We start from the raw sequence: 18,247 nt of genomic DNA on the forward strand, positions 1-18,247 counted from the left end.
GTCCGCCAGGAGTTCTTCGTGCCCGTTGCCCGATCCCCGCTGCCCCGCGCCGAAGCGGATCCGGGCCGGCGTCGGGTGCTCGCCGCGATGCTGGGTGCGCCGGTGCTCGCGACCGGCGGGCTCACCGGGTGCACCGAGGGCCAGGCGGCCCCGGTGGAGACCGGGCCGGTCGAGCTGTCGGTCTTCTGGTACGGCGGGGCGAAGCGGGCCGAACTCACCGAGCGGGTGCTGCGGCTCTACACCGACCGCAATCCCCGCGTCGGTTTCCGGGTCACCTGGCAGGGCGCCGGTGGCTACTACGACCGGCTGGCCACCCAGGCCGCGGGCGGCAACGTGCCCGACCTGATCCAGCTCGACGACAGCATGCTCACCGAGTACGCCCGCCGCGAGATCGTCCTGGACCTCAGCGGCTACGTCGCCGACCACCGCCTGGACCTGCGCACCCTGCCCCAGGGCCTGGTCCGGTACGGGCAGGTCGACGGCCGTACGGTCGGCGTCGCCGCGGCACAGACCGCCGCCGCCGTGGTCTACGACCGCACGCTGCTGCGCCGGCTGCGGCTGCCCGAGCCGAACACGGGAATGTCCTGGGCGGAGTACGTCGCCTGGGCGCGGCGGGTCACCCGGGCGAGCGAGGGCCGGGTGGCCGGCACGATGGACCCGTCCGGCGACTACCGGGCGCTCTGGCTCTGGCTGCGCGGGCAGGGCGGTGAGTTCTACCGCGGTCGACAGCTCGGCTTCGACGCCGACGCGCTTGTCGAATGGTTCGACCTGTGGCGACGCGCCCGCTCCAGCCGGGCGACCCCGAGCGCCGCCCTGGTGGAGCAGGCCGACGGCGGCGAACCCACTCAGCAGCTCGTGGTCACCGGCGCGACGGCCGCCTCGTTCGCCTGGTCGCACCAGCTGCCGGAACTCCAGCGCCTCACCGACGCCGAGCTGGGCCTGGCCGCCATGCCGGGTCCCCCGGAGGCGCAGTGGCACCGGGCGTCGATGTACTGGGCGGCCTTCCGCGGCACCCGGCACCCCGACCTGGTCGCGGACGTGATCAACTTCCTGACCGGCAACGGCGAGGCGGGGAGCGCGCTCGGTCACGAGCGCGGGCTCAGCCCCAGCCTCGCCGTACGCAGCTACGTCGAGGGCAACATCACCGAGCCGGCGCAACGGCGCGCGGCGGCCCTCGGCACCGCACTGGCCGCCCGGCTGGGACCGGCGCCCAGCCCACCGCCGCAGGGCCACCTCCGGGTGCGGGCACTGCTGCTGGAGGCCGCCGAGAGCATCCGCGGCGGCAGGACCGGCCCCCGGGCGGCGACGACCCGCTTCATGGCCCAGGCGGACGCTGCGCTGGCCGGATAGGGCCGATCACCGCGAGGCCGCCCCCGGCGGGGATGCCGGGTCGGATTGCTCCGCCTCGGCCGAGGCAGGGCAGGGCACCGTCGCGCTGCCGGAACACCGGCGCGCCAGCGGGCCGCCTCAGCGCGGCGGGCCGCCTCAGCGCGGCGGGCCGCCTCAGCGCGGCGGGCCGCCTCGACGGTTGCGCATCATGCGCATCAGGAGGAAGACGACGCCGGCCACCACGACCAGGCAGCAGAGCAGGCCGATGAAGCCGAAGCCGCCACCACCGCGCCGCCGCCGCGCGGCCTCCACCACGAGCTCACCCGTGCCGGTGGACGCCCAGGCCGCGACGGGCACGAACACCGACAGCACGACCGCACCGAGGACGGCGGTCAACCGGCCCCACCACTTACCGAAAGAAGACATGTCCACATCTTCGCCGACAACCGCAACCTCGGCACGTCGGTCAACGAGGAACGCGCGCCGCGCCCAGGCACGCCTGGCACCGTTCCGTTGGTCGGCCGCGCCCTGCACGCGAGCACCTGGAGTACGGAGTCGGGATGTCCCGGGCCACTCCTGCCGGCCCGCCCGACGCCGTTCCGCTGGCTGGCCTGCGCCCGATGCTGGTCCGCCGGCTAGCCCGCGCCCAGCACCGCGAGCACCTGGAGCACGGAGTCACGGGTGTCCCGGGCCCGCCACATTTGCCGGTTGGCCCGCACGTCGGCGTGCGTTGCACTCCGGGGTGAAGAAGCCCGTCGTCGACCGATGCGACACGTCGACGCCGGTGGCGAGATGCGAAAAGGCCCCGGAGACAATCTCCGGGGCCTTTTCAACGTGGTAGCGGGGACAGGATTTGAACCTGCGACCTCTGGGTTATGAGCCCAGCGAGCTACCGAGCTGCTCCACCCCGCGTCGGCTCGTTAAGTCTAGCGCACTCCGGCGGGCGATGATCAGCGGACCCCCGATCCTGCGGTAGACCCCGCCTTGACCAGCGCAAACCGGCGTCGGAGTTCGGCACCAGGCACCCGTCGCCCCAGCCCGACCCACGCCGCGCGCCAGCGGCCAGCGGAGCGCGGAAGGCGGGCACCCGACCACAGTGGCGGCAATGGCACGTCCCGGTCCGCTCTGAGCTGCGGCCCGTTCCAAGCTGTCTCATTTGGCACGGGCGTGCTGCCTTCTCTCGCACGAGTGCCTGGTGATCAGGACGCCATGGACGTTACCCGGGCTGTTTAAGGTCCATGGCGTCCTGATCACGCCGCTGCACGCCCGCTGTTCGGTCGTTCGGCCGTGCGGTCGTTGCCAGGCGTGGCCGTTCGCGTTCCTGCGCGACCGGTCGCGGTTCTCGCCGCCGGGTTGTCCCCCCGCCCGATGTCCGCCGACGGATCGCGTGGTGTCAGTCACTCCGCCTCGGCACTGACGCAATGCACGATCGCCGGTCCAGCCAACGGGCGGCGGCAGCGGGCAGCGGCGGGCGACGGCAGGTGTTTCAGCGGCGGGCGTGGAGCGGCAAACGGCGCCTGCACGGGGTGGCCTGGTTCGGCCAGGCCACCGTCTTCCCTCAGGCGGGCAGCGGCGGACAGCAGGCGGCACGCGGCAGCGGGCGGCGGGCGGCGGGCGGCGGGCGGCGGGCGGCGGGCGGCGGCGGGCGGCAAGGATCCGGAGCCCGAGCCCGAGCCCGAGCCCGAGCCGCGTGATCGTCGGGTAGCGGGTGGCTCGGAAATGCGGAACGGCCCCGGACTGAAGTCCAGGGCCGTTCCGATGTGGTAGCGGGGACAGGATTTGAACCTGCGACCTCTGGGTTATGAGCCCAGCGAGCTACCGAGCTGCTCCACCCCGCGTCGGTTCGTATACCGTATCCCACCGACCCCCGTCCCCGCAAAACGACCCCGGGGACACCCCACGACAACCACGACTTGACGGTGCCTGCGCCGCCAGGCCCAGGGCGTACGCCTCCTTCACGGCGTCCGGGGACGGCGGGTTGCCGGGCCGGGTCGGTGGTCGCGAACGTGACAGCGCCCCCGGCGTCGGGACCGGATCGGTCCGTCGGCCGGGGGCGCTGCGAGGGTGGTGCGGGTCAGCCGCCCGGAGTGGGTGAGGCGCTGCCGCCCGGCGCCGGGGACGCCGGGGCGCTGGGCGTCGGGGCACTGGCGCCGGGTGTCGGGGACGCCGGGGCGGTGGCGGCCTGCTGGGCCCGCTGGAAGGCGGTGAGCGCCTCGTCCAGTGCCTTCAACGCGCGCCCGTACCGCTCGAAGTCGCCCGAGGTCTGCGCGGCCCGGACCTCCGCGATGGCGCTTTGCACGCGGTTGGCCGCCTCGGCCAGCTCGCCGGTCAGCGGGGGCGCGGTGCCGCCCGGCGGGGTGCCCCCGGGCGGCGGCGGGGTCCCGCCGGCGGGCGGCGGGGTGCCCGGGGTGGCGGCCTGCTTGCCCTGCTCGATGAGCTGCTTGATGCCGTCGGCCACGTTGTTGGCCAGCACCACGTAGGAGCCGCCGTCGCCGTAGGACATCAGCACCCGCTGCAACAGCGGCGGCGCGTTCTGCGCGGCGGTCTTCACGTAGACCGGCTCGATGTAGAGCATGCCGTCGCCGAACGGCAGGGAGAGCAGGTTGCCGTACTGCACCTGGGCCTGCTGGGACTGGAGCAGGTTGAGCTGCTGCCGGATGTTCGCGTTGTTGGTCATCGACTGGTGCACCTGCACCGGGCCGGAGACCCGGGTCTGGTCGGGCAGGTCGAGCACCTCCAGTCTCGGCTGCCCGTCCACGTACGACCCGGAGATCAGCGCGGCGAGGTTCTCCCGGCCGTTCGGGGTGACCGCCGAGGTGAGCTGGAAGCGCGCCGACTCCTGGCCGGGGAACTGCGTGTAGAGGTAGTAGGGCGGCTGCTTCTGGCCGGTGTCGGGGGCGTCCGGCACGTTCGGCACCTGCCAGAAGTCCGTCTCGGAGTAGAAGGCGCCGGGATCGGTCACGTGGAACCGGGTCAGCAGGTTGCGCTGCACCTTGAACAGGTCGGCCGGGTAGCGGAAGTGCTCGGCCAGCTCGGCCGGGATCTCCGACTTCGGCTGCACCAGGTCACCGCCGAACGCCTTGTTCCACGCCTTGAGCACCGGGTCGGTCTCGTCGAACTCGTAGAGCCGGACCGTGCCGTCGTACGCGTCGACGGTGGCCTTCACGGAGTTGCGGATGTAGTTGACGTTCTCCCGGGCGAGCTGGAAGGTGCCCCGCCCGGTCAGCTCGTCGGCCGTCTGCTCCTGGAGGTTGACGCGCTCGGCGTACGGGTAGGTCGCCGCCGTCGTGTAGCCGTCGATGATCCACTGGATCCGACCGTCGACCACGGCCGGGTACGGGTCGCCGTCGAGAGTGAGGAACGGGGCGACCTTCTCCACCCGGTCGCGGGGGTTACGCACGTAGAGCAGCTTGGAGTTGTCGTTGACCGCGTCGGAGAGCAGGAAGTTCGACTCCTGCTCCTTGATCGCGTAGAGCAGCCGCCGGGTGAACGAGCCGATCTCGACGCCGCCCTCGCCGGTGTAGGTGTAGGACTCGCCGCCCTCGCCGACCGGGCGGTCGAACTCCGCCTTCCGCGCCGGGTCGCTCTGGCCGACGATCGCGTAGTCGCTGGCGTCCATCCGCTCGCCGTAGTAGACGCGGGGCTGCTTGGCCGCGATCTGCTCGGTCTGCGAGGCACACTGCTCGCTCGTCTGCTGGCCCTGCTCCTTCTGCTGCTCCTGCGGGTCGCCGAGGAAGCCGGAGACGAAGAAGGGCTGGCCGCCGCAGACCACCCGGTTGCCGGGCGCCGCCACGAGCCCGTAGCCGTGGGTGTAGACGGTGTGCCGGTTGATCCAGGTGTTCTGCTGGGGGGTCAGCTGCCGGTAGTTGACCTCGCGCAGGCCCACCACGAAGTCCTGCACCTTGCCGTTGACGCCGTAGCGGTCGACGTCCAGCTTCTCGCCGAAGTCGTAGAACTGCCGGACCTGCTGGCGCTGGGTGTACGTCTCGGAGACCAGTTGCGGGTCGAGCAGCCGGATGTTCGGCACCACGGAGGTGTCCGTGGCGAGGCTCGCCGGCGGGGTCAGGTTGCTCGCCGCGTACGGCGTGGTGGTGGCCGCCTCCAGGCCGAACGCCGCGCGGGTGGCCGTGATGCTGCGCTCGATGTAGGGCGCTTCCTTCTCCTTCGCGCTGGGCTTGACCTCGAAGGTCTGCACCGCCCAGGGGTAGACGCCGCCGATGGCGACGGCGGAGACGCCCAGCAGGGCCAGCGAGATGCCCGGCCAGACGAGGTTGCGCATCCAGGCGTTGGAGAAGACGATGATCGCGATCGCCACCACGATGGAGATGTACGCGAGGATCTCCTTGGCCGGCAGCAGCGCGTTGACGTCGGCGTAGCCGGCGCCGTAGACGGGGCCGTTGCCGTACTCCAGCAGCATCGCGCGCCGGTCCAGCACGTACGCGAGCGCCTTGAGCAGGACGAAGACCGCGACGAGCGTGCTCAGGTGGGCCCGGGCGGCGTTGGTCATCCGGTCGCCGACGCCCTGGAGGCGGACGCCGCCGAAGACGTAGTGCACGGCGAGCGCGCCGATCACGGAGAGCACCACCGCGGTGAAGCCCACGCCGAGCAGGTAGCGCAGGAACGGCAGCTGGAAGACGTAGAAGCCGACGTCGATGCCGAACTCCGGGTCCTTCACGCCGAAGTCCCCGCCGTTGCGAAAGAGCAGCCACTGGTTCCACCGGCTCTGCGCCGACAGCCCGGCGAAGAGGCCGACCACGGTGGCGACCAGCGTGATCCACAGGCCGAGCCGAGGGCTCAGCAGCATCCGGTAACGCTCCAGGGTGGCCTGCTCCGGCGAGTGCGGGCGCATCCGGGGGCGCAGCCGCTGGGCCAGCCAGAGGTTGCCGCCGACTATCAGCGCCATGCCGAGACCGACGGCGAAGAAGAGCAACAGCCGGGTCGTCAGCACCCCCGTGAAGACCCCGGTGTAGCGGACCTCGTCGAACCACAGCCAGTCCGTCCACGCCTGGACGCCCCAGCCGAGCAGGGTGAAGAGCACGAACACCCCGACCAGGACACCGATCGTGACGCGACCGCGTCGGCTCATCCTCGGCAGGGGGCTGCTGCTCTTCATGACCACTGTTGGCTCCGCACGCTCGATGTGATCGGCTCCGACCAGGCACCCAGAGTACGGGGTGTTCCTGAACGTGTCGGTCCAAGGTCACACGGCGTCGCGCCGCGCGGCGGAAGCGTCGGTGGAGGGGGGGCCGGTGCGGGCCCGCCACGCACGCCGGGAACGCCCGCGCTCGTGGTCAGCAGCGGGTCGGCTGGCCCCCGGCGCGGATGGTCTCCAGCGCGGTCAGTGCCTCGTCCAGCGAGCCGACCTTCAGCAGCGGCAGCCCGGGCTGCGGGTTGCGTACGGCCTCGGCGCAGTTCGCCGCCGGCACCAGGAACGCCACCGCGCCGGCCTCCTTCGCGCCCACCAGCTTCTGGGCGATGCCGCCGATCGGCCCGACCCGGCCGGCGTCGTCGATCGTGCCGGTGCCGGCGATGACCTTCCCACCGGTCAGGTCCTCCGGGGTCAGCTTGTCCACGATGCCGAGGGCGAACATCAGGCCGGCGCTGGGCCCGCCGATGTCCTCCAGGTCGATGCTCAGGGTGAACGGGTGCGGCTGCTGCTGCTCGATCTCCACCCCGATGCGGGGTCGCCCGTCCTGCTCCCGGCTGGTGACCGCCGCCGTCGCGGCGGCGCCGTCGCGCGTGTAGCCGATCCTCAGCGCGGTCCCGGCCGGCTTCGCCCTGATCAGGTCCGTGAGGCGGGCGGCCAACGGGACCGGTTCCCCGTCCACCGAGGTCAGCACGTCGCCGGGCTTGAGTACGCCGGCCGCCGGACCGTCGGCGGCGACGGTCTTGACCACCACCTGCACCGGGAAGCCCAGCTCCCGCAGCGCCGCGGTCTCCGCGCTGGTCTGCGAGACCCGGAAGTCCTCCGCGTTGCGCTCCTCGACCTGCTTGCGGCTCTCCCCCGGCGGGTACACCAGCTCGCGGGGCACCACCGCCTCGTCGTCGGAGAACCAGCCCTGGATCGCCGAGCGCAGCTTGACCGAGGGCTGCACCCCGACCGTGGTCAGCCGAAGCTGACCGGCGGAGGTGGAGGTCTCCCGGCCGGTGACCTGGATGACCTCCTTGCCGTTCTCCTTGCCGAGCGTGTTGACGGTCGGCCCCGGGCCGAGCACCACGTACGGGATGGGCGCGCCGAGCACGCCGATGCTGAGCAGAGCGGTGAGCAGAGCACCGAGCAGGACGGTCACGCCGCGACGTCTCATGCGGCAGAGCGTACCGACCGGGATCGGGGCCTCCGGTGGGTGAATCGCGACTTCGCCCTCAGCGCAACGCCAGCGGCAGCTACCTGGGGCGCGGCGCGCGTACCGTAGACGTCGTGCCTGATATTCCGTTCGGTTTCGCGCTCCCGGGTGGGCAACCACCAGACCCCAACGATCCCGCGCAGATGCAGCAGTTCATGTCGCAGTTGCAGCACCTGCTCTCCGCGTCGGGCAGCGGGCCGGTCAACTGGGACCTGGCCCGGCAGGTGGCCGCCAGCCAACTCGCCGCCGCGGGCGACCCGGCGGTGTCGCCCTTCGAGCGCAACGCGGTGGAGGAGGCGTTGCGGCTCGCGGACCTGTGGCTGGAGCCGGCCTCCGCACTGCCCTCGGGCATCCAGACCTCGCTGGCCTGGAACCGCAACGAGTGGATCTACAAGACGCTCGACGTCTGGCGCAAGCTCTGCGACCCGGTCGCCAGCCGGATGGTCGGCGCGATGGGCGACCTGGTGCCGCCGGAGGCGCGCGCCCAGCTCGGCCCGATGCAGTCGATGGTCGCCACCCTCGGTGGCGCGCTCTTCGGCGGCCAGCTCGGCCAGGCGCTCGGCTCGCTCGCCGCGGAGGTGCTCTCCGCCGGCGACATCGGGCTGCCGCTCGGCCCGGCCGGCACGGCCGCGCTGATCCCGGCCAACATCCGGGCGTACGGCGAGGGCCTGGAGCTGCCCGAGGACGAGATGCGCCTCTACGTCGCCCTGCGCGAGGCCGCCCACCAGCGGCTCTTCCAGCACGTGCCGTGGCTGCGCGGGCACGTGCTCAACGCCGTGGAGATGTACGCCGCCGGCATCCGGGTCAACCGGGAGGCGATCGAGGAGGCGATGGGCCGGGTCGACCCGACCGACCCGGAGTCGATGCAGGCGATCGCGCTGGAGGGCATCTTCACGCCGGAGGACAGCCCGGCGCAGAAGGCCTCCCTGGCCCGGCTCGAGACCGCCCTGGCCCTGGTCGAGGGCTGGGTGTGCCACGTGGTCGACAGCGCGGCGAGCGGCCGGCTGCCCAACGTGGTGAGCCTCGGCGAGGCGTTCCGCCGCCGCCGGGCCGCCGGTGGCCCGGCGGAGCAGACCTTCGCGGCACTGGTCGGCCTGGAGCTGCGTCCGCGCCGGCTGCGCGAGGCGGCGGCGCTCTGGGCGGCTCTGACCGAGCACCGGGGCATCGCCGGCCGGGACGCCCTGTGGGGCCACCCCGACCTGCTCCCCTCCGACGACGACTTCGCCGACCCGGTGGCCTTCGCGATGTCCGAGTGGGACCTCGGTGAGTTGGAGAGCTTCGACTTCAGCGCGCCGGGCGGCCCGGAGGAGAAGGCCCCGGGCGAGCCGGAGCAGCGGCGCCCGGACGACGACCCCGAGGGCGGCGACGCCAGCCGCCCCTGATCGCGTCGACGACGAGGGCCGCCCGCCCCACCGGGGTTCGGGCGGCCCTCGCCGCACGATCGGGCCACGTCGCGGGGTTGCGCAGGCCACGTCGCGCGGTCGGGCCACGTCGCGCGGTCGGGCCACGTCGCAAGGTCGGGCCACGTCGCAAGGTTGGGCCACGTCGCGGGGTCGGGCGGCCCACGTCGCACGGTCGGGTCGCGCCGGACGGTCGGGCGGCCGCCGTCGCGGGGTCGGACTGCGTCGCGGGGTCGGACTGCATCGCAGGGCCGGACTGCATCGCAGGGCCGGACTGCATCGCAGGGCCGGACTGCATCGCAGGGCCGGACTGCATCGCAGGGCCGGACTACGTCGCAAGGTCCGGGGGCCCGGCCGTGGTCCGGAGGGGGTCAGTGCGGGTCGCTTCCGGCCCGCGGTCGGCTCAGCGGGGCTGCGCGGTGCCGGAGAGCAGGGCGCGGGTGGTCTCCCAGCCCTCCACGGCCGGGTCGAGGAACGCCAGATCGCCCGGCCCACGCAGGCGCCGCCAGGCCGGGGTCACCGCCAGGTCGCCGGGTCGCGGCGCCGCCGCGCGCACGGCCGCGGGCCGCGCGGTGTCCAGGTCCAGCGCCGGCAGCCACGCCGGTACGGGCAGCCGGGTGGCCACGCCGAGCAGCCCCGGCCCACCGCCCTCGACCGGGGCGACCGCGACCGGCCGGGTGGTGAGTGGGCGCAGCAGCTTGCCGATGGTCAGGCCCGGCACGTCGGGCGCGTCGCCGGCGATCACGGCCACCTGGTCGTAGCCGGTGTCGGCGAGAGCGGCGAAGATGGCGTTCGGGGTCGCCTCGGGGACCTCGTACACGGCCGTGTCCGGCCAGACCACCGCGTCGGCCAGCTCCCGGTCGGCCGGGGTGACGGCAACGGCCGTCTCCACCTCGTTGAGCGTGGCGAGCAGGTCGACCACGTCCTCGGCGAGCGCGGCCCGCCAGTCCACCGGGTCGGTGCCGGGCGGTGCCCAGGTCACCGGTCCGAGCAACGCCACCACCACACGTCGGGCCACCCCACGACCCTAACCGGATGCGCCAGGAGCCACGACCGACGGGCGCGCGGAGGCGGCGTCGAGATCTTGGCAGGAACGTGCCCCTGGAGGGGCCGTCGCGTACCAAGATCTTGCCGGCTCCGTCCGCCCCGAAGCCGGCGCGGCAGCGCGAGCAGCGCGGACAGCGCGAGCAGCGCGGACAGCGCGAGCAGCGCGGACAGCGCGAGCAGCGCGGACAGCGCGAGCAGCGCGGACAGCGCGGACAGCGCGCACGAAACCGGTGCGGACAGCGCGGACGAAACCGGCGCGGACAGCAGGTGTTGGCGGAGGTCGGGACGGCAGTTGGCCGGCGGCGGCGCTGAGGGTGTCAGTCGGTCAGCGGGGTGCCCGAGGCCGCCGCGACGCCCTCCAGGTAGCCGCGCGCCCGCTCGGACTTCGGGTAGCGCGCGACGAGCGCCCAGAACCGCGCGTTGTGGCTGGGCACGATGAGGTGCGCGAGCTCGTGCAGGAGCACGTAGTCGATCACCCAGTCGGGCAGCCCCTGGACGCGGTGCGAGATGCGGATCGTGCCGTCGTCCGGGGTGCAGGAACCCCACCGGCCGTTCTGGTTGGTGACCCAGCGGACGCTCGTCGGCACGGCCTGCGCGCCGTGTTCGGCGAGGTAGAGCTTGATCAGGCGGGTGGCCCGGGCGAGCAGCTCGGCGTCGGACCGGGCGAGGCGCCCCTCCCGGGCGGCGAGCCGGGCGAGCATCCGGTCGACCCACTCGCTCTCCTCGGCCCGGGAGAACTGGTCCGGAATGAGGACGACGACCCGTTCACCGTCGCGGTACGCGGACACCGTGCGTCGCCGACGCTGGCTGCGCCGCACTTCGACGACCGGCTTCCGCGCCCCTGCCATCAGCGGGCCGCGCAGCCTCGGATTCCTGTCACGAAGGAAAGCTAATGCGTACTGACCAGGGGTCCGCAAGGGTCAACACCCCGACACCCGCCCGGAAAATGGTGATTGGTCGGCAGGAGTCCCAAAAAATCTTTTGCCGGGCCACGACGAATCGTCGCCGTCACCCTTCGTGGCGGCCGTCCGCGGGTGCGGAGGCGTGGCGCCGCTGGCCTCCGCCGCGTGCTTGCGGGGCGCACCCCCACGTTAGGTGATCTCCGTGGCGGGCGCAGCTCGGGGTGCCCCGCACGGGGCATCTGGCCGGGTTCGGTCGGCGTGTCCCCGCCAAACTGACTTATCCGACGTAATTCGCCATGCACACTCTCGACGTCGACTTGCTCACAGTGACGAAGCACAGCTGACATGGAACCGCCCACACCTGGGTAGGGTCCGCGGACCAGCGGTCACGAGCGTGGCCGTGGGAGAACGACCCAGCGCCGGTGCCCGAATGGCCCGCCGCCGGGAACCCCCGCCGGGACGGCATCGGCCGGCGGACGAGACGAGGAGGGCACCGTGGCCGACCAGGCCCAGACCTACAACGGTTACTGCGTCAAGTGCAAGGAGAAGCGGGACTTCGAGGGCCGCGTCGAGGTCTCGAAGACCGGGATGAACATGGCCAAGGGCAAGTGTCCGGTCTGCGGCACAACAGTGAACCGCATCCTGGGCAAGGCGAAGGTCTGACCCGTACGGATGCACCGGAGGGGGCGGCCGTCGGCCGCCCCCTCCGGCATGACCGCACCTCGTCCGCCGGCGTACCCGGTCGCGCACTGTCGGCTCGCCGACATGGTTACCGGCGGGTTGTGGATATCCCGGGATTTCCTGTGGACAGCCCTGGACAGGGCACCGCGCACCTGTGGACAACGATCGACGGTGAGCACGGACACGGTCACGATCGGTGTCATGCGCCGAGCCACGCTGCCCCGTCCCGTCCTGCTGCCGGGCCTCACCAGACTCTGGCGGGACCGTCACACCCTCCAACTCGGCGTCGAGCCGGGCCGCGCCGTGCTGCTGGAGATCGCCGACCCCCGGGCCGCCCGCCTGCTCGACCTGCTCGACGGCACCCGTAGCGAACGGCTGGTCCTGGCGCACGCCGTAGCCGCCGAGGTGGCCCCCGACGAGGCCCGCGCCCTGCTCGACGCGCTGCGGGCCGCGGGCCTGGTCGTACCCGCGCACACCCTGCTGCCGAAGGACCTGGCCGGCTTGCCCCGGGCCCGGCTCACCGCCGAGGCGGAGGCGCTCGCCCTGGCCTCGGCGCGGCTGCCCGGCACGCCCGCCCAGGTGCTCCGCCGGCGGCTGGCCGCCCGGGTGGTGGTCAGCGGCACCGGCCGCCTCGGCGCCCCGGTCGCCCTGGCGCTGGCCCAGGCGGGGGTGGGGCACGTGCACCCGGACCTGGCCGGCCCGGTGCGGCCGGCGGACCTGGTCGGCACGGGCATCCCGGCCGCCGCGCTCGGCCGTCCGCTCGCCCGGGCGGTACGCGACGCCGTCGAGCGGGCCGCCCCCGGCACGGGCACGGGCCCGCTCCGGCGGGGCCGGGTCGACCTGGTCGTCCAGCTCGGTACGGACCGACCGGCCGCCCTGCTCGCCGCCGGTCACGCCCAGCGCCGCCAGCCGCACCTGCTGCTCGGTCTCCGGGAGGGCGTGCCCGTGGTCGGCCCGCTCGTCCGCCCGCCCGCCGGTCCCTGCCTGAACTGCCTCGACCTGCACCGGGCGGACCGGGACCCGGACTGGCCGGCGCTGGCCGCCCAGCTCGCCACGGGCGCGGGCGAGCAGGCGTGTGCCACCGCGACCCTCCTGGCGGCCGGGGCGTACGCGGCGGCCGAGGCGCTGGCGCAGCTCGACGGGGGCACCCCGGAGACCCTGGGCTGCGCGGTGGAGATCACCGGGGCGGGGCGGTTCCGCCGCCGGATGTGGCCGCCGCACCCCTCCTGCGGATGTTCGCGACGGCGCCGGTGACGCCCCCGGAGGCGGGGACGGGCACCCAGCCCGGCGGCAGAGCAGCCGCGGGCCCCCGGAGTCGGTAACAATGGCCGGGTGACCGACATCCCGCGCCGGGCCGTGTCCCGGACCGCCAAGCTCGCCGCTCTGCCGCTCGGCTTCGCCGGTCGGACCGTCCTCGGCATGGGTAAGCGCGTCACGGGGCTCGCCTCCGACGTGATCTCCGCGGAGATCCAGCAACGCACCGCCGAGCAGCTCTTCAGCGTGCTGGGGCAGCTCAAGGGCGGTGCGATGAAGTTCGGGCAGGCGCTGTCGGTCTTCGAGGCCGCCTTGCCCGAGGAGATCGCCGCCCCCTACCGGCAGGCGCTGACCAAGCTCCAGGAGGCGGCGCCGCCACTGCCGGCGGCCAGCGTGCACAAGGTGCTCGCCGAGCAGCTCGGCCCGGACTGGCGGGACCGGTTCGTGGAGTTCGACGACACCCCCGCCGCCGCGGCCAGCATCGGCCAGGTGCACCGGGCGGTGTGGCGGGAGCCGGGCTACGGGCCGTCCGGCGCGCCGCAGACCCGCGACGTGGCTGTCAAGATCCAGTATCCGGGCGCCGGCGACGCCCTGCTCGCCGACCTCAAGCAGCTCTCCCGCCTCGGCGGGATGTTCCGGGCGATCCAGCCCGGGCTGGACGTCAAGCCGCTCCTGGCGGAGCTGCGGGAACGGATCACCGAGGAACTCGACTACGAGCTGGAGGCCGAGTCGCAGCGCGCCTTCGCCGCCGCGTACGCGGACGACCCGGAGATCCACATCCCGGCGGTGGTCTCGGCGTCGCCCCGGGTCCTGGTCACCGAGTGGGTCGAGGGCACCCCGCTGGCGGAGATCATCCGCGAGGGCACGGAGGAGCAGCGCGACGAGGCCGGCCGGCTGATGGCCATCCTGCACCTGTCCGCGCCGCAGCGGGCCGGGCTGTTGCACGCCGATCCGCACCCGGGCAACTTCCGGCTGCTGGCGGACGGCCGGCTCGGCGTGATCGACTTCGGCGCGGTGGCCCGGATGCCGGAGGGCACGCCCGAGCCGATCGGCCGCATCGCCGCGCTGGCGCTGCAGGGCGACGCCGACGAGGTGGTGGCGGGCCTGCGCTCGGAGGGCTTCATCGGTTCCACCGAGGAGATCGACGCCGAGGCGGTGCTCGACTTCCTCCGTCCGATGCTGGAGCCCATCGCCGCCGACGAGTTCCGGTTCACCCGGGCCTGGCTGCGCACTGAGGCGACCCGGCTGGCCAGCCCCCGCTCCCCCGCGTACCAGTTGAGCCGGCAGCTCAACCTGCCGCCGTCGTACCTGCTCATCCACCGGGTGACGCTCGGCTCGATCGGCGTGCTCTGCCAGCTGGAGGCGAAGGCGCCCTACCGGGGCATCCTGGAGCGCTGGCTGCCCGGCTTCGCCCCGTCGGCCGGGCGCCCCTCGGCGGGCGGCTGAGCGACGGCCGCGCGACCGGACGCGCCGCGCGGCGCAAAACAGACGCCACGGCACGCGGCGCGACAGGCGGCACGGGGCGCGGAACGCGACGAGGGGCGGTGGCCGGAATCCGGCCACCGCCCCTCGGCTATCGGTGGGGTACTAGAGAACGCCCAGGTCGCGCGCCGCTCGGTTGCGGCTGTTCATGGCGACGGTACGGGCGGAAAGGGTTGCCTCAGTGCTCGTGGTGGTACGACCGGCCTGAGGCCGGCGCATTCGAGCCCGGGACAACGCTTCGTGAAGTAGTTGCATCTCGGCGACTCCGTCAAGAACGTTCAGCATCGTGGTCAGCTCTCTCGTCGCCGGTGTGACACCGGCGTGGGTGGGTTGGATCGGGTGCATGTCAGGCCGCCAGCCGGACCGTGGTGCGCGACTCGGACAGCCCACTGGCCGCCAGTCGTGCCTCGGCCTCGACCCGGAGCGCCGCGTCGCGGGCCAGGTCCTCCTTGCGCGGACGGCCACGGGGCCGCTTGCGCGGGACGACCGCGCCACGCTCGAAGATCTCGCCGCCCCAGACGCCCCAGGGCTCGGCCCGCTCCACCGCCCCGGCCAGGCACTCGACGCGCAGCGGGCAGTCCCCGCAGAGCGACTTGGCCAGCTCGAGCTCGGCGGGCGAGTCGGAGAACCACAGGTCGGGGTCGAACTTCCGGCAGGGCAGGTTCGCCTCCACCTCGACGCTCACGTCGAGTGGGGCCAACGCCAGACTCATCGCCCGGTCACCTCTCTCTCACTTCGATCTCGTGGATCGCATTTCCGACGTACTTGGCGGGCAAAAAACTGAGGCCGCGGATCCCGGTAGCGGGTTCCGCGGCCTCGAGGTGAGCCGGTGTCTGAAGATCAGACCGGTCTACCTCGAGGTGGAACTCCGCGGACGTCCATGTGACGCTTGACAGCATCGACGCCCTTGCCCGTGAAGCCACTGGTCCCCTGGTTTCCGTTTGGCGCGGTGGCGAGAATCAGCTCGGCCTGAGCCTCGACACGGTGCACCTGGGAAACCGACGGTCGCGCAGCGGCGAGGGCCACCCGGACAGCCGACAGCGGAGCGACGACAGCGGGCAGCGCCGCCGGACGCTCGTTGATGTAGACGATCTCCATCGGGACCACCTCCTCTGACGTTCACTCGTGCCGATACGGTCTCTACCCCTCGTGAGCAGCCCGAATGGCGCCGCTCGCGAGGTGTGTCATGAGGCTATTCCTCGCCACGGGGCGAGGGCAAACGAATTTACGGCGAGATTTCGAAAGTTTTCTCCGGGCAGACGTCGTCGACCGCCGCGCCCGCCACCAGCGCCAGCACCGCCTCCCCGTAGAGGCCGAGTTTCCGGGGCCCGATGCCGGCGATGGCGATCAGTTCCTCCGCCCGGCCGGGGCGCCGTTCCGCGAGCGCGACCAGAGTGGCGTCGGTGAAGACCACATAGGCCGGTACCCGCTGCCCGCCGGCCACCCGCTGGCGCCACTCGTGCAGCCGTTCGTGCAGCTCCTCGTCGATGTCCGAGGGGCAGGTGGGGCAGCGGCCGAGCTTGCGGTCCGGCCCGGCGAGCAGGGTGGCGCCGCAGATCCGGCAGGAGACGATCTGGGTCCGGCGGCGCTCCGGCCGGCGCGTCGCGGGAGCGGCCCCGGCCCGCTCCGCCCCGCCGGAGCGGTCGAGCTGCGGCAGGAACCGCGAGGGCCGCCGGGCCCGCCCGCCCGGGGAGCGGGCCGAGGCGTACGACAGCCAGAGCCACTCCCTCGCCCGGGTGACGCCGACGTAGAGCAGCCGGCGCTCCTCCTCGACCTGTTCGACGGTCTTGGCGTACGTGGTGGGCAGGGTGCCCTCGGAGAGGCCGACCAGGAAGACCGCGTCCCACTCCAGGCCCTTGGCGGAGTGCAGCGAGGCCAGGGTCACCCCGTCGACCGTCGGCACGTGCTGTGCGGCGGCCCGGCGGGCCAGCTCGTCGTTGAAGTCGGCCAGGGTGACCTGGCGCTCGACCGACGCGGCGGGCCCGATCGGCACCACCTCCGGGGTGGCCGCGTACTCCTCGGCGAGTTGCACCAGCGCGGCGAGCGCCTCCCACCGCTCGCGGGCGGCGCCACCGGCCGGGGCGGCGTCGGGGGCCCAGCCGACCGCGGTGAGCGCCTCCACCACGGCGGCGGGCAGCGGGGTCTCCCCGGGGATCGACCGGGTGGCGGCCCGCAGGGCGACCATCGCCTGCCGCACCTCGGTGCGCTCGAAGAACCGCTCGGCCCCCTGCACCACGTACGGCACCTGCGCCTCGGTCAGCGCCTTCTCGTACGCCTCGGACTGCGCGTTGGTCCGGAACAGCACGGCGATCTCCTTCGCCGGGGTGCCGGCGTCGACCAGGGCGCGGCAGCGGGCGGCCACCGCGTTGGCCTCGGCCGGCTCGTCGGTGAAGATCCGCAGCTCCGGTTCGGGGCCGGGCGGGCGCTGGCCGACCAGCTCCAGGCGCAGCCGGGCCTCGGCGCCCCGCGCCTGGGAGATCACCGCGTTGGCCAGCCCGACGACCTGCGGGGTGGAGCGGTAGTCGCGGACCAGGCGGACCACCGTCGCGCCCCGGTACCGGCGCGGGAAGTCGACCAGGTACGACGAGGTGGCCCCGGTGAACGAGTAGATCGTCTGGCTGGCGTCGCCGACCACGGTCACGTCGTCCCGCCCGCCCAGCCACGCCTGGAGCAGCCGCTGCTGGAGGGGGTTGACGTCCTGGTACTCGTCGACGACGAAGTGCCGGTACTGGGCGCGGACCTGCTCGGCGACGTCCCGGTGCTCCTCGATGCCCCAGACCGCGGCGCGCAGCATGTCCTCGAAGTCGATCACCCCATTGGACCGCTTGAGCCGCTCGTACGCCGCGAAGACCTCGGCGACGCGGGCCGGCTCGTGCGGGGTGTCCCGCATCGCCTTCGCCGCCGCGACGACGTACTCCCCCGGTTCCACCAGCGACGACTTCGCCCACTCGATCTCGCCGGCGAGGTCCCGGGCGGCCGCCCGGTCGGTACGCAGGCCGGCCTTGGCCGCGGCGAGGGTGACCAGCCGGACCTTGCTGTCCAGCAGCTCGGGCATGGCCCGCCCCTGGAGCAGCCGGGGCGCGAAGTAGCGCACCTGGCGCAGCGCCGCCGCGTGGAAGGTGCGGGCCTGCACGCCGCCCACCCCGAGCGCGGTGAGCCGGGCGCGCATCTCGGCGGCGGCGCGGGCCGTGAAGGTCACCGCGAGCACGTGCCGGGCGGAGATCTCCCCGGAGAGCGCCCGGTGGGCGATCCGGGAGGTGACCGCGCGGGTCTTGCCCGTGCCGGCGCCGGCCAGGATGCAGACCGGGCCGGCGGGGGCGGTCACCGCCGAGCGCTGCTCGGGGTCGAGCCCGGCGAGCACGCGTTCGGATGCTGAGTGAACCACCACAGCGAGGAATTGTCTCAGCTCCGCCAGACGTTGCAGCGATTAGCCTGGGCTTGATCGGCAAGCCGCCACGCGGACCGTTGGAGGATCTGACCATGCTGACGATGTACTCGACCCCCTGGTGCGGCTACTGCCACCGGCTGAAGTCGCAGCTCGACCGGGAGGGCATCGGCTACGAGGTGGTCGACATCGAGCAGGACGCGAAGGCCGCAGAGTTCGTGATGAGCGTCAACGGCGGCAACCAGACCGTCCCGACGCTGCGTTTCGCCGACGGCAGCGCCCTGACCAACCCCTCGATCGTCCAGGTCAAGCAGCACCTGGCCACGATCGACGCCTGACCGGACGCAGCACCACCGACGAGCGGCCGCCGACCGGCCGGCGGGCGCGTTCGAGGGCGCGCTGGCCTGGTCGGAGCTGGCCGCC

At 73.3% G+C, this 18,247-nt stretch carries 14 protein-coding genes and 2 tRNA genes; 6 read left to right on the forward strand and 10 right to left on the reverse strand.

Going from position 1 to position 18,247, the window contains the following annotated elements; all coding sequences use genetic code 11:
• Positions 1-18 precede the first annotated feature (18 nt).
• On the forward strand, positions 19-1,350 hold the full coding sequence (locus tag AB0B83_RS22955; protein ID WP_357579889.1) for an extracellular solute-binding protein: 1,332 nt from the start codon (positions 19-21) through the stop codon (positions 1,348-1,350).
• Positions 1,351-1,503: 153 nt separating this feature from the next.
• Here the strand turns inward: AB0B83_RS22955 and AB0B83_RS22960 are convergent, their stop codons facing one another.
• From AB0B83_RS22960 to AB0B83_RS22980, 5 genes are all read right to left on the reverse strand, one after another.
• A complete protein-coding gene (locus AB0B83_RS22960) occupies positions 1,504-1,755 on the reverse strand; it encodes a hypothetical protein (protein WP_357579890.1) in 252 nt (83 codons plus the stop codon).
• 409 nt (positions 1,756-2,164) lie between these two features.
• Positions 2,165-2,241 (reverse strand) — tRNA-Met (locus tag AB0B83_RS22965).
• A gap of 849 nt (positions 2,242-3,090) precedes the next feature.
• Positions 3,091-3,167: transfer RNA gene (locus AB0B83_RS22970), tRNA-Met, on the reverse strand.
• Between the two features lie 236 nt (positions 3,168-3,403).
• Positions 3,404-6,442 (reverse strand): UPF0182 family protein, encoded by a 3,039-nt coding sequence (locus AB0B83_RS22975; RefSeq protein WP_357579891.1) that lies wholly within the window; start codon positions 6,440-6,442, stop codon positions 3,404-3,406.
• A gap of 178 nt (positions 6,443-6,620) precedes the next feature.
• Entirely contained in the window at positions 6,621-7,634 is a 1,014-nt protein-coding gene (locus tag AB0B83_RS22980) for a PDZ domain-containing protein (RefSeq protein ID WP_357579892.1), read from the reverse strand.
• 113 nt (positions 7,635-7,747) lie between these two features.
• Between AB0B83_RS22980 and AB0B83_RS22985 the strand changes: the two genes are divergently transcribed.
• Positions 7,748-9,055 (forward strand): zinc-dependent metalloprotease, encoded by a 1,308-nt coding sequence (locus AB0B83_RS22985; protein ID WP_357579893.1) that lies wholly within the window; start codon positions 7,748-7,750, stop codon positions 9,053-9,055.
• A 421-nt stretch (positions 9,056-9,476) separates the two neighbouring features.
• On the opposite strand, the gene AB0B83_RS22990 is transcribed toward AB0B83_RS22985, so the two are convergent.
• Both AB0B83_RS22990 and AB0B83_RS22995 read right to left on the reverse strand, forming a co-directional pair.
• The gene (locus tag AB0B83_RS22990) at positions 9,477-10,091 is read right to left on the reverse strand and encodes a hypothetical protein (protein WP_357579894.1); all 615 of its coding nucleotides are present in this window, start codon (positions 10,089-10,091) and stop codon (positions 9,477-9,479) included.
• 346 nt (positions 10,092-10,437) lie between these two features.
• A complete protein-coding gene (locus AB0B83_RS22995; protein WP_132231076.1) occupies positions 10,438-10,968 on the reverse strand; it encodes a M48 family metallopeptidase in 531 nt (176 codons plus the stop codon).
• A gap of 549 nt (positions 10,969-11,517) precedes the next feature.
• On the opposite strand from AB0B83_RS22995, the gene AB0B83_RS23000 reads away from it, so the two are divergent.
• The 3 genes from AB0B83_RS23000 (at position 11,518) to AB0B83_RS23010 (ending at position 14,403) form a co-directional block, all read left to right on the forward strand.
• Positions 11,518-11,685 carry a DUF5679 domain-containing protein gene (locus AB0B83_RS23000; protein WP_012014940.1) on the forward strand — a complete coding sequence of 56 codons (168 nt, stop codon included), beginning with the start codon at positions 11,518-11,520 and terminating at the stop codon, positions 11,683-11,685.
• A gap of 219 nt (positions 11,686-11,904) precedes the next feature.
• Positions 11,905-12,957, forward strand: a complete 1,053-nt coding sequence (locus AB0B83_RS23005) for a TOMM precursor leader peptide-binding protein (protein WP_357579900.1) — start codon at positions 11,905-11,907, stop codon at positions 12,955-12,957.
• Between the two features lie 78 nt (positions 12,958-13,035).
• On the forward strand, positions 13,036-14,403 hold the full coding sequence (locus tag AB0B83_RS23010; RefSeq protein WP_357579895.1) for an AarF/ABC1/UbiB kinase family protein: 1,368 nt from the start codon (positions 13,036-13,038) through the stop codon (positions 14,401-14,403).
• A gap of 382 nt (positions 14,404-14,785) precedes the next feature.
• On the opposite strand, the gene AB0B83_RS23015 is transcribed toward AB0B83_RS23010, so the two are convergent.
• The 3 genes from AB0B83_RS23015 to AB0B83_RS23025 all read right to left on the reverse strand — a co-directional run bounded on the left by AB0B83_RS23015 (position 14,786) and on the right by AB0B83_RS23025 (position 17,827).
• A complete protein-coding gene (locus AB0B83_RS23015; RefSeq protein ID WP_088998544.1) occupies positions 14,786-15,151 on the reverse strand; it encodes a WhiB family transcriptional regulator in 366 nt (121 codons plus the stop codon).
• 128 nt (positions 15,152-15,279) lie between these two features.
• Positions 15,280-15,537 carry a hypothetical protein gene (locus AB0B83_RS23020; RefSeq protein WP_132231073.1) on the reverse strand — a complete coding sequence of 86 codons (258 nt, stop codon included), beginning with the start codon at positions 15,535-15,537 and terminating at the stop codon, positions 15,280-15,282.
• Between the two features lie 127 nt (positions 15,538-15,664).
• Complete coding sequence (locus AB0B83_RS23025) at positions 15,665-17,827, reverse strand: ATP-dependent DNA helicase UvrD2 (protein ID WP_357579896.1); 2,163 nt, start codon at positions 17,825-17,827, stop codon at positions 15,665-15,667.
• A gap of 92 nt (positions 17,828-17,919) precedes the next feature.
• Here AB0B83_RS23025 and AB0B83_RS23030 point away from each other — a divergent pair, with 92 nt between their 5' ends.
• Positions 17,920-18,162, forward strand: coding sequence for a mycoredoxin (locus tag AB0B83_RS23030; protein ID WP_357579897.1), 243 nt, complete (start codon positions 17,920-17,922; stop codon positions 18,160-18,162).
• Positions 18,163-18,247 lie beyond the last annotated feature (85 nt).

This window comes from Micromonospora sp. NPDC049060 (assembly GCF_040649055.1).
In the GTDB taxonomy this organism is placed as follows: domain Bacteria; phylum Actinomycetota; class Actinomycetes; order Mycobacteriales; family Micromonosporaceae; genus Micromonospora; species Micromonospora reichwaldensis.